The organism is Endozoicomonas sp. 4G, from assembly GCF_023822025.1.
Taxonomy (GTDB): Bacteria; Pseudomonadota; Gammaproteobacteria; order Pseudomonadales; family Endozoicomonadaceae; genus Endozoicomonas_A.
The window spans coordinates 3,764,091-3,776,582 of record NZ_CP082909.1 but is presented as its reverse complement, the minus strand read 5'-3'; the positions used below and the strand labels follow the sequence as shown (position 1 = coordinate 3,776,582).

The following is a 12,492-nucleotide window of genomic DNA, read 5'->3' as shown; positions in this document are numbered from 1 at the left end:
AAACATTTCAATGACTGGGAAGCCAGACCTTGCTATCCAAAAACACATTGATTTTGATCTTGGCCGTTGCCGTGCATTGCTCTAATGGTCAGGCTCAGGAAAACAGGTTGCCTTTGCTGTTCGTTCTGGGCATCGAAACTATGCTTCTTCCTCTTTTTCCAGTCCGGGATGCGCTACCAGAACCTGACTCTACGGTTAAAGCTATCGCCATTGAGATATTCGGTGACGACATCCTTTTAAAACCACTCTTAAAGTCAGACAGTCGCTATTGCTTTTTTCCTGCCACCGGCGATTTTCCTGCCACTGCCGACTTTCCTGCCACCGGCGACTTTTCCGACTCTGATGTCAAAGCTAAGGCTTACCGACGGGCAGCCTCTGATGATAGTGCCGACAGCGAAGACAGTGACAGCGAAGACAGTGACAGCGAAGACAGTGACAGTGAAGACAGCAATACCTCTGATGAAAACAGCGACAACCCTTCAAACGAAGACGAAGCTGATGTCGAAACGGATGTTCAGTGTGTAAACACGGCACCCAATCCTTTTCAGGCGTTAAATGAATTCAGTCAGTATTGTGCGACTCTGAGACTGAACATGATTAATCAGGGAGCCATTTCAGACAGTGAAATACCCGCCGAGTCAGAAGAGGTGACAGAAGCAGACTCTGCTAACCATCTGGAAATTAGCTCACCTGCTTACAACGCCGGCGACATGAGTCACCTGAAAGCGCACAAACAAACCCACCTGCCTGCCGACCAGAGACCCAAGAGACCCAAGATGCACCAGTGTGACCATAAGGGTTGCAACTACATCACCGACCATGTGGGCCATCTGAAAAGGCACAAAAAGACCCACCTGCCTGCCGACCAGAGAGCCAAGGTGCACCAGTGTGACCATGAGGGCTGCAATTACAGAACTGACCATACGAGCCATCTGAAAACGCACAAACGAACCCACCTGCCTGCCGACCAGAGGCCCAAGGTGCACCAGTGTGGCCATGAGGGCTGCGACTACAGCACCGATCACAAGGGCAGTCTGAAAGCCCACAAAGAGATTCACCTGCCTGCCGACCAGAGAGTCAAGGCGCACCAGTGTGACCATAAGGGCTGCAATTACAGAACCGATCGTAGGTTCAGTCTGCAAAGGCACAAACTGACCCACCTGCCTGCCAACCAGAAACTCAAAAGAAAAGCGTATGACCAGCCGCCATCTGACAGGAAAAGAAAAAAGAGTGATAAAGAATGATCCCCCTCCCAACCCACCTCAAAGAAACCACTGACCTCGCTCCAGATTTTGACTAACCTGATTTCCCAATAAACATTTCAATGACTGGGAAGCCAGACCTTGCTATCCAAAAACACATTGATTTTGATCTTGGCCGTTGCCGTGCATTGCTCTAATGGTCAGGCTCAGGAAAACAGGTTGCCTTTGCTGTTCGTTCTGGACATCAAAACTATGCTTCTTCCTCTTTTTCCAGTCCGGGATGCGCTACCAGAACCTGACTCTACGGTTAAAGCTATCGCTATTGAGATATTCGGTGATGACATCCTTTTAAAACCACTCTTAAAGTCAGACAGTCGCTATTGCTTTTTTCCTGCCACCGGCGATTTTCCTGCCACCGGCGACTCTCCCGACTCTGATGTCAAAGCTAAGGCCTACAGTCGGGCAGCCTCTGATGATAGTGCCGACAGCGAAGACAGTGACAGTGAAGACAGCAGCACCTCTGATGAAAACAGCGACACTCCTTCAAACGAAGACGAAGCTGATGACGAATCTAATGTTGAGTATCTGACAACGATACTTAATCCTTATCGAGTATCAAATGAAATCAATCAGTATTGTGCGACTCTGGAACTGAAAAAGATTAAGCAGGAGTCTATTTCAGACAGTGAAACACTGGCTGACTCAGAGGTAGACGTGGCAGAAGCGGACTCTGTTAACCACCCAAACATCACCCCACCTGCTTACAGCACCAACCAGGCGCGCCATCTGAAATCGCACAAAAATACCCGCATGCCTGTGAGACCTGGGAAAATCAAGGTGCACCAGTGTGACCATGAGGACTGCGACTACAGAACCGACCGGGCGGACTATCTGAAAAAGCACAAACAGATCCACCTGCCTGCCGACCAAAGACTCAAGGTGCACCAGTGTGACCATAAAAACTGCGACTACAGAACCGACCTCAGGTGCAGTCTGAAACGGCACAAACAGACCCACCTGCCTGCCGACCAGAGACCCAGGGTGCACCAGTGTGGCCATGAGGGCTGCAACTACAGCACCGCCCGGGCGTCCGACCTGAAAAAACATAAACAGATCCACCTTCCTGCCGACCAGAGATCCAAGAAACCCAAGGTGCACCAGTGTGACCATGAGGGCTGCGATTACAGAACTGACAAGATGAGCGGACTGAAAAGGCACAAACAGACCCACCTGCCTGCCGACCAGAGACCCAGGAAACCCAAGATGCACCAGTGTGACCATGAGGGCTGCGATTACAGAGCTGACATGATGAGCGGACTGAAAAGGCACAAACAGACCCACCTGCCTGCCGATCAGAGACCCAGAAAACCCAAGGTGCACCAGTGTGAACATGAGGGCTGTGATTACAGAACTGACAATAGGCACAATCTGAAAAAGCACAAACAGACCCACCTGCCTGCCGATCAGAGACCCAGGAAACCCAAGGTGCACCAGTGTGACCATGAGGGCTGCGACTACAACACCGACCGGGCGAGCGATCTAAAAAAACACAAACAGACCCACCTGCCTGCCAACCAGAAACTCAAAAGAAAAGCGTATGACCAGCCGCCATCTGACAGGAAAAGAAAAAAGAGTGATAAAGAATGATCCCCCTCCCAACCCACCTCAAAGAAACCACTGACCTCGCTCCAGATTTTGACTAACCTGATTTCCCAATAAACATTTCAATGACTGGGAAGCCAGACCTTGCTATCCAAAAACACATTGATTTTGATCTTGGCCGTTGCCGTGCATTGCTCTAATGGTCAGGCTCAGGAAAACAGGTTGCCTTTGCTGTTCGTTCTGGACATCAAAACTATGCTTCTTCCTCTTTTTCCAGTCCGGGATGCGCTACCAGAACCTGACTCTACGGTTAAAGCTATCGCTATTGAGATATTCGGTGATGACATCCTTTTAAAACCACTCTTAAAGTCAGACAGTCGCTATTGCTTTTTTCCTGCCACCGGCGACTTTCCCGACTCTGATGTCAAAGCTAAGGCCTACAGTCGGGCAGCCTCTGATGATAGTGCCTACAGCGAAGACAGTGACAGTGAAGACAGCAGCACCTCTGATGAAAACAGCGACGACCGTTCAAACGAAGACGAAGCTGATGACGAATCTAATGTTGAGTATCTGACCACGACACTTAATCCTTATCGAGTATCAAATGAAATCAATCAGTATTGTGCGACTCTGGCACTGAAAAAGATTAAGCAGGAGCCTGTTTTAGACAGTGAAATAGTTAATGACTCAGAGGTAGACGTGGCAGAAGCGGACTCTGTTAACCACCCGAACATCACCCCACCTGCTTGCAGCACCAACCAGGCGCGCCATCTGAAATCGCACAAAAATACCCGCCTGCCTGTGAGATCTGGGAAACTCAAGGTGCACCAGTGTGACCATGAGGACTGCGACTACAGAACCGACCGGGCGAACTATCTGAAAACGCACAAACAGATCCACCTGCCTGCCGACCAGAGGCCCAAGGTGCACCAGTGTGACCATGAGGACTGCAACTACAGAACCGACCGGGTGGACGATCTGAAAAAGCACAAACAGATCCACCTGCCTGCCGACCAAAGACCCAAGGTGCACCAGTGTGACCATAAAAACTGCGACTACAGAACCGACTTCAGGTGCAGTCTGAAACGGCACAAACAGACCCACCTGCTTGCCGACCAGAGACCCAGGGTGCACCAGTGTGACCATGAGGGCTGCAACTACAGCACCGCCCGGGCGTCCGACCTGAAAAAACACAAACAGATCCACCTTCCTGCCGACCAGAGATCCAAAAAACCCAAGGTGCACCAGTGTGACCACGAGGGCTGCGATTACAGAGCTGACAAGATGAGCGTACTGAAAAGGCACAAACAGACCCACCTGCCTGCCGATCAGAGACCCAAAAAAACCAAGGTGCACCAGTGTGACCACGAGGGCTGTAACTTCAGCACCAACCTGACAAGCAATCTGAAAAAGCACAAGCAGACCCACCTGCCTGCCGACCAGAGACCCAGGAAACCCAAAGTGCACCAGTGTGACCATGAGGGCTGTGATTACAGAACTGACAATAGGCACAATCTGAAAAAGCACAAAAAGACCCACCTGCCTGCCGACCAGAGACCCAGGGTGCACCAGTGTGACCATGAGGGCTGCAACTACAGCACCGTCCGGGCGTCCGACCTGAAAAAACACAAACAGACCCACCTGCCTGCCGACCAGAGACCCAGGAAACCCAAGGTGCACCAGTGTGACCATGAGGGCTGCCACTACAGCACCGACCGGGCGAGCGATCTAAAAAAACACAAACAGACCCACCTGCCTGCCAACCAGAAACTCAAAAGAAAAGCGTATGACCAGCCGCCATCTGACAGGAAAAGAAAAAAGAGTGATAAAGAATGCCCCCCTCCCAACCCACCTTAAAGAAACCACTGACCTCTCTCCAGATTTTGACTAACCTGATTTCCCAATAAACATTTCAATGACTGGGAAGCCAGACCTTGCTATCCAAAAACACATTGATTTTGATCTTGGCCGTTGCCGTGCATTGCTCTAATGGTCAGGCTCAGGAAAACAGGTTGCCTTTGCTGTTCGTTCCGGGCATCGAAACTATGCTTCTTCCTCTTTTTCCAGTCCGGGATGCGCTACCAGAACCTGACTCTACGGTTAAAGCTATCGCCATTGAGATATTCGGTGATGACATCCTTTTAAAACCAGGCACTCGTTATTGCTTTTCTCCTGCCACCGGCGACTTTCCTGCCACCGGCGATTTTCCCGACTCTGATGTCAAAGCTAAGGCCTACAGTCGGGCAGCCTCTGATGATAGTGCCTACAGCGAAGACAGTGACAGTGAAGACAGCGGCACCTCTGATAAAAACAGTGACAACCCTTCAAACGAAGACGAAGCTGATGACGAATCTAATGTTGAGTATCTGACCACGACACTTAATCCTTATCGAGTATCAAATGAAATCAATCAGTATTGTGCGACTCTGGAACTGAAAAAGATTAAGCAGGAGTCTATTTCAGACAGTGAAACACTCGCTGACTCAGAGGTAGACGTGGCAGAAGCGGACTCTGTTAACCACCCGAACATCACCCCACCTGCTTGCAGCACTGACCAGGTGCGCCATCTGAAATCGCACAAAAATACCCGCCTGCCTGTGCGATCTGGGAAACTCAAGGTGCACCAGTGTGACCATGAGGACTGCGACTACAGAACCGACCGGGCGGACTATCTGAAAAAGCACAAACAGATCCACCTGCCTGCCGACCAGAGGCCCAAGGTGCACCAGTGTGACCATGAGGACTGCAACTACAGAACCAACCGGACGGACTGTCTGAAAAACCACAAAAAAATCCACCTGCCTGCCGACCAGAGAGCCAAGGTATACCAGTGTGACCATGAGGGCTGCAATTACAGCACCGACCGGGCGGGTGATCTGAAAAAGCACAAAAAAATCCACCTGCCTGCCGACCAGAGAGTCAAGGTGTACCAATGTGACCATGAGGGCTGCAATTACAGAACTGACCACACGGGTAGTCTGAAAATGCACAAAAGAACCCACCTACCTGCCGACCAGAGGCCCAAGGTGCACCAGTGTGACCATGAGGGCTGCGACTACAGCACCGATCACAAGGGCAGTCTGAAAATCCACAAACGGATCCACCTGCCTGCCGACCATAGATTCAAGAAACCCAAGGTGCACCAGTGTGACCATGAGGGCTGCGACTACAGCACCGACCGGGCGATCGATCTAAAAAAACACAAACAGAACCACCTGCCTGCCGACCAGAGACCCAAGGTGCACCAGTGTGAGCATGAGGGCTGTTATTACAGAACCGACCATGTGGGCCATATGAAAATGCACAAAAGAACCCACCTGCCTGCCGATCAGAGGCCCAAGGTGCACCAGTGTGGCCATGAGGGCTGCGACTACAGCACCGATCACAAGGGCAGTCTGAAAACCCACAAACGGATCCACCTGCCTGCCGACCAAAGACCCAAGAGAAAAGCCTATAACCAGCCGCCATCTGACATGAAAAGAAAAAAGAGTGATAAAGAATGATCCCCCTCCCAACCCACCTTAAAGAAACCACTGACCTCTCTTCAGATTTTGACTAACCTGATTTCCCAATAAACATTTCAATGACTGGGAAGCCAGACCTTGCTATCCAAAAACACATTGATTTTGATCTTGGCCGTTGCCGTGCATTGCTCTAATAGTCAGGCTCAGGAAAACAGGTTGCCTTTGCTGTTCGTTCTGGACATCAAAACTATGCTTCTTCCTCTTTTTCCAGTCCGGGATGCGCTACCAGAACCTGACTCTACGGTTAAAGCTATCGCCATTGAGATATTCGGTGATGACATCCTTTTAAAACCACTCTTAAAGTCAGACAGTCGCTATTGCTTTTTTCCTGCTACCGGCGACTTTCCTGCCACCGGCGACTTTCCCGACTCTGATGTCAAAGCTAAGGCTTACCGACGGGCAGCCTCTGATGATAGTGCCGACAGCGAAGACAGTGACAGCGAAGACAGTGACAGCGAAGACAGTGACAGTGAAGACAGCAGCACCTCTGATGAAAACAGCGACAACCCTTCGAACGAAGACGAAGCTGATGACGAAACGGATGCTCAGTGTGTAAACACGGCACCCAATCCTTTTCGGGCATTAAATGAATTCAGTCAGTATTGTGCGACTCTGAGACTGAACATGATTAAGCAGGGAGTCATTTCAGGCAGTGAAGTACCCGTTGAGTCAGAAGAAGTGACAGAGAGACCCAAGGTGCACCAGTGTGACCATGAGGGGTGCGACTACAGCGCCCACCGTGCGGGCAATCTGCAAAGGCACAAACAGGTCCACCTGCCTGCCGAACAGAGACCCAATATGCAGCAGTGTGACCATGAGGGTTGTAACCACAGCACCAACCATACAGGCAATCTGAACAGGCACAAACAGACCCACCTGCCTGCCGACCAGAGGCCCAAGTTACACCAGTGTGACCATGAGGGTTGCGACTACAGCAGCCACCGTTCGGGCAATCTGAAAAGGCACAAGCAGACTCACCTACTTGCCGACCAGAGACCCAAGCCACACCAGTGTGACCATGAGGGCTGCAACTACAGGACCGACCATGGGGGCCATCTGAAAGCGCACAAACGGATCCACCTGCCTGCCGACCAGAGACTCAGGGGGCACCAGTGTGACCATGAGGGGTGCGACTATAGCACCAACTACATGAGCCATCTAAAAACGCATAAACGGATCCACCTGCCTGCCGACCAGAGGCTCAGGGTGCACCAGTGTGACCGTGAGGGCTGTGATTACAGAACTGACAATAGGCGCAGTCTGAAAGAGCACAAACAGACTCACCTGCCCGCCGACCAGAGACTCAGGAAACCCAAGTTGCATCAGTGTGATCATGAAGACTGCAACTACAGAACCAACCATGTGAGCAATCTGAAAAGGCACAAGCCGACTCATCTGCCTGCCGACCAGAGACTCAAGGTGCACCACTGTGACCATGAGGGCTGCGATTACAGAACCGACCATACAGGCCATCTGAAAACGCACAAAAGAACCCACCTGCCTGCCGACCAGAGACCCAAGAGAAAAGCCTGTGACCAGCCGCCATCTGACAGCAAAAGAAAGAAGGGTGATAAAGAATGATCCGCTTCCCAACCCACCTCAAAGAAACCACTGACCTCTCTCCAGATTTTGACTAACCTGATTTCCAAATAAACAGTTCAATGATTTGGAAGCCGGGCCTTGCTATCTAAAAAACCATTGATTTTGACCTTGGTCATTGCCTTTTCTATGCATTGCTCCAATGGCCGTGCTCAAGAAAACAGGTTGCCTTTGCGCTTCGTTCTGGGCATCGAAACTATGCTTCTTCCTCTTTCTCCAGTCCGGGATGCGCTACCAGAACCTGACTCTACGGTTAAAGCTATCGCCATTGAGATATTCGGTGATGACATCCTCTTAAAGCCAGACATTCGCTATTGCTTTTCTCCTGCCACCAGCGTCTTTCCTGACCCTGCCGTCGAAGCTAAGGCTCACAGTCGGTCAGCCTCTGATGATAGTGCCGACAGCGAAGACAGTGACAGCGAAGACAGTGACAGCGAAGACAGTGACAGCGAAGACAGTGACAGCGAAGACAGTGACAGCGAAGACAGTGACAGCGAAGACAGTGACAGCGAAGACAGCGGCACCTCTGATCAAGGCAGTGACAACCGTTCTGACGAAGATGAAGCTGATGTTGAGTATGTAACCACGACACTTAATCCTTTTCGAGTATCAAATGAAATCAGTCAGTATTGTGCAGCTCTGGCACCGAAAAAGATTAAGCAGGAGTCCGATCCAGACAGTGAAATACCCACCCCAAAAACGCACAAACAGAGGCACCTTCTTGCCGGGCAGAGACCCAGGGGGCATCAGTGTGACCATGAGGGCTGCAATTACAGAACCAACCGGGCGAGCAATCTGAAAATTCACAAACGAACCCACCTGCCTGCCGACCAGAAAGTCATGTTGCAGTGTGACCATGAGGGCTGCAATTACAGCACCGACTGTCGGAGCCATTTGAAAAGGCACAAACAGATTCACCAGCCTGCCAACCGGAGAGCCAAGTTGCAGTGTGACCATGAGGGCTGCAACTACAGCACCTATAACAAGAGCCATCTGAAAACGCACAAACAGACCCACCTGCCTGTCGAGCAGAGAGTCAGAAGGCTCCAGTGTGGCCATGAGGGCTGCAATTACAGTACCTATCACACGGGCAATTTAAAAATGCACAAACAGAACCATCTGCCTGCCGACCAGAGAGTCAGGTACCAATGTGACTATGAGGGTTGCAACTATATCTCCCAACAGCGGCACCATGTGAAAATGCACAAACAGACTCACCTGCCTGCCGACCAGAGACCTAAGGTGCACCAGTGTGACCATGCGGGCTGCAACTACAGCACCGACCGGGTGAGCGATCTGAAAAAGCACAAACAGATCCACCTGCCTGCCGACCAGAAACCCAAGAGATCTAAAAGAAAAGCGTACGACCAGCTGCCATCTAACAAGAAAACGGCGAAGGGTGATCCAGATTGGTCCGCCTCATAGCTCACCTCAAAGAAAGCTCCGGCCTTTCTTCAGATTTTGACTAACCTGATTTCCAAATAAAACGTTCAACGATTTGGAAGCCGGGCCTTGCTATCTAAAAAACCATTGATTTTGACCTTGGTCATTGCCTTTTCTGTGCATTGCTCCAACGGTCACGCCCAAGAAAACAGGTTGCCTTTGCGTTTTGCTCTGGCTGTCGGCAAGGCGCTGATCAACGCCCGGAAGCCCTTTATTGAGGTCTTATCCATAAAAGGAGTCTACGTTTCGGGCGTTGAAACTATTCTTCTCCCTCTTTGCCCGGTCCGGGATGGGCTACCAGATGAAGAAGAGAGCGAGGCCATTAAATGGTGGGAGTTGAAGGTTCACAGTCGGGCAGCCTCTGATGATAGTGCCTACAGCGAAGACAGTGACAGCGAAGACAGTGACAGTGAAGAGAGCAGCACCTCTGATGAAAGCAACGACAACCATTCAAACGAAGACGAAGCAGATGCCGAGCCTGAGGTTGAGTATGTAACCACGACATTTAATCCTTTTCCAGTAGCCAAAGAAATCAGTCAGTACTGTGTAGCTATGGCACTGAAAAAGATTAAGGAGGAGCCTGTTTCAGCCAGTGAAATAGTTACTGACCCAGAGGTAGACGTGACAAAAGTGGACGCTGCCAAGCACCAGTGTGACCATGAGGGCTGCGACTACAGGACCAAGTGGTTGGGTGATCTGAAAAGGCACAAACAGATCCACCTGCCTGCCGACCAGAGACCCAAGAGACCCAAGATCCACCAGTGTGATCATGAGGGCTGTGACTACAGCTCGGACCGGGCGGAGAATCTGAAAGGGCATAAACAGATCCACCTGCCTATCGACCAGAGACTCAGGGTGCACCAGTGTGACCATGAGAACTGTAACTACAGCACTGGCCAGAGGAGTGATCTGAAAAAGCACAAACAGATCCACCTGTCTTCCGACCGGAGACCCAGGAAACCCAAGATCCACCAGTGTGATCATGAGGGCTGCAGCTACAGCACCAACCAGTCGGGTAATCTGAACAAACACAAACAGACCCACCTGCCTGATGACCAGAGAGTCAAGGTGTGCCAGTGTGATCATGAGGGCTGCGACTACCGCACCGACCGAACTAGCAATCTGAAAATGCACAAACAGACCCACCTGCCCACCGATCAAAGACTCAAGGTGTACCAGTGTGACCATGAGGACTGCAACTACAGCACTGACTATAAGGGGCATCTGAAAACACATAAACAGACTCACCTGCCTGCCGACCAGAGACCCAAGAGACCCGAGAGGCCCAAAAGACTCAAGAGACCCAAGGTGCAACAGTGTGACTATGAGGGCTGCAACTACTCCACCGACCGGACGGACAATCTGAAAAACCACAAACAGACCCACCTGCCCGCTGACCAGAGGCCCAAGGTGCACCAGTGTGACCATGAGGACTGCAACTACAGCACCGACTGGGCGAGTAATCTGAACAGACACAAACAGACCCACCTGCCTGCCGACCAGAGGCTCAAGCGGCACCAGTGTGACCGTCAGGGCTGCAACTACAGCACCGACCAGTCGAGCGATCTGAAAAGGCACAAACAGACCCACCTGCCAGTCGACCAGAGATTCAGGAAACCCAAAAGGAAAGCCTATGACCAGCCGCCATCTAACGCGAAAAGAAAAAAAGGCGATAAAAAATGATCCATCTTCCAACCTGCCTCAAAGAAACCCCCGGCCTCTCTCCAGATTTTGACTAACCTGACTTCCCAATAAACAGTTCAATGACTGGGAAGCCAGACCTTGCTATCCAAAAAACCATTGATTTTGACCTTGGTCATTGCCTTTTTTATGCATTGCTCCAATGGCCGTGCTCAGGAAAACAGGTTGCCTTTGCGCTTCGCTCTGGCTGTCGGCAAGGCGCTGATCAACGCCCGGAAGCCCTTTATTGAGGTCTTATCCATAAAAGGAGTCTACGTTTCGGGCGTTGAAACTATTCTTCTCCCTCTTTTCCCGGTCCGGGATGGGCTACCAGATAAAGAAGAGAGCGAGGCCATTGAATGGTGGGAGTTGAAGGTTCACAGTCGGGCAGCCTCTGATGATAGTGCCTACAGCGAAGACAGTGACCGTGAAGACAGCAGCACCTCTGATGAAAGCAGCGACAACCCTTCAAACGAAAACGAAGCGGATGCCGAAACGGATGATGAGTGTGTAAACACGGCACCCGATCCTTTTCGGGCATTAAATGAATTCAGTCAGTATTGTGCGACTCTGAGACTGAACATGATTAAGCAGGGAGTCATTTCAGACAGTGAAATACCCGCTGAGTCAGAAGCAGCGACAGAAGTAAACTCTGCTAACAACCCGGAAATCACCTCACTTGCTTACAGCGTCGGCGACATGAGTCGCCTGAAAACGCACAAGCAGACCCGCCCGGCTGCCGACCTTAGACCCAAGGTGCACCAGTGTGACCATGAGGGGTGCAAATACAGCAGCCACCGTGCGGACAATCTGAAAATGCACAAACAGACCCACCTGCCTGCCGACCAGAGACTCAAGGTGCACCAGTGTGACCATGAGGGGTGCAAATACAGCAGCCACCGTGCGGACAATCTGAAAAAGCACAAACAGACCCACCTGCCTGCCGACCAGAGACTCAAGGTGCACCAGTGTGACCATGAGGGCTGTGACTACAGCACCAACCATCCGGGCAATCTGAACAGGCACAAAAGGACCCACCTGCTTGCCGACCAGAGACCCAAGGTGCACCAGTGTGACCATGAGGGCTGCAACTATAGGACCGAGCATGCGAGCAATCTGAAAACGCACAAACAGATCCACCTGCCTGCCGACCAGAGATCCAGGATGCACCAGTGTGACCACGAAGGGTGTAACTACTGTACCTGGCAGGCGACCAATCTGAAAATGCACAAACAGACCCACCTGCCTGCCGACCAGAGACTCAAGGTGCACCAGTGTGACCATGAGAGCTGTGACTACAGCACCAACCATCCGGGCAATCTGAACAGGCACAAAAAGACCCACCTGCCTATCGACCAGAAACTCAAAAGAAAAGCGTATGACCAGCCGCCATCTGACAAGAAAAGAAAGAAGGCTGATAAAGAATGATCCGCCTCCCAACT

Annotated in this window: 8 protein-coding genes; all 8 read left to right on the top strand. The window is 51.2% G+C overall.

What is annotated here, in order from left to right; translation table 11 throughout:
• The first annotated feature begins 29 nt into the window (after positions 1–29).
• The 8 genes from K7B67_RS14675 to K7B67_RS14640 all read left to right on the top strand — a co-directional run bounded on the left by K7B67_RS14675 (position 30) and on the right by K7B67_RS14640 (position 12,478).
• Positions 30–1,244, top strand: a complete 1,215-nt coding sequence (locus K7B67_RS14675) for a hypothetical protein (RefSeq protein WP_252176641.1) — start codon at positions 30–32, stop codon at positions 1,242–1,244.
• Between the two features lie 99 nt (positions 1,245–1,343).
• Positions 1,344–2,849: a hypothetical protein gene (locus tag K7B67_RS14670; RefSeq protein ID WP_252176640.1), complete on the top strand. Its 1,506-nt coding sequence runs from the start codon at positions 1,344–1,346 to the stop codon at positions 2,847–2,849.
• 99 nt (positions 2,850–2,948) lie between these two features.
• A complete protein-coding gene (locus K7B67_RS14665) occupies positions 2,949–4,661 on the top strand; it encodes a C2H2-type zinc finger protein (RefSeq protein ID WP_252176639.1) in 1,713 nt (570 codons plus the stop codon).
• Positions 4,662–4,738: 77 nt separating this feature from the next.
• Complete coding sequence (locus tag K7B67_RS14660) at positions 4,739–6,307, top strand: hypothetical protein (protein ID WP_252176638.1); 1,569 nt, start codon at positions 4,739–4,741, stop codon at positions 6,305–6,307.
• A gap of 99 nt (positions 6,308–6,406) precedes the next feature.
• Positions 6,407–7,909: a hypothetical protein gene (locus K7B67_RS14655; protein WP_252176637.1), complete on the top strand. Its 1,503-nt coding sequence runs from the start codon at positions 6,407–6,409 to the stop codon at positions 7,907–7,909.
• A gap of 99 nt (positions 7,910–8,008) precedes the next feature.
• The gene (locus K7B67_RS14650; RefSeq protein ID WP_252176636.1) at positions 8,009–9,352 is read left to right on the top strand and encodes a hypothetical protein; all 1,344 of its coding nucleotides are present in this window, start codon (positions 8,009–8,011) and stop codon (positions 9,350–9,352) included.
• An 87-nt stretch (positions 9,353–9,439) separates the two neighbouring features.
• Positions 9,440–11,053 (top strand): C2H2-type zinc finger protein, encoded by a 1,614-nt coding sequence (locus K7B67_RS14645; RefSeq protein ID WP_252176635.1) that lies wholly within the window; start codon positions 9,440–9,442, stop codon positions 11,051–11,053.
• A 99-nt stretch (positions 11,054–11,152) separates the two neighbouring features.
• Positions 11,153–12,478, top strand: coding sequence for a hypothetical protein (locus K7B67_RS14640; RefSeq protein ID WP_252176634.1), 1,326 nt, complete (start codon positions 11,153–11,155; stop codon positions 12,476–12,478).
• The last annotated feature ends 14 nt before the right edge of the window (positions 12,479–12,492 follow it).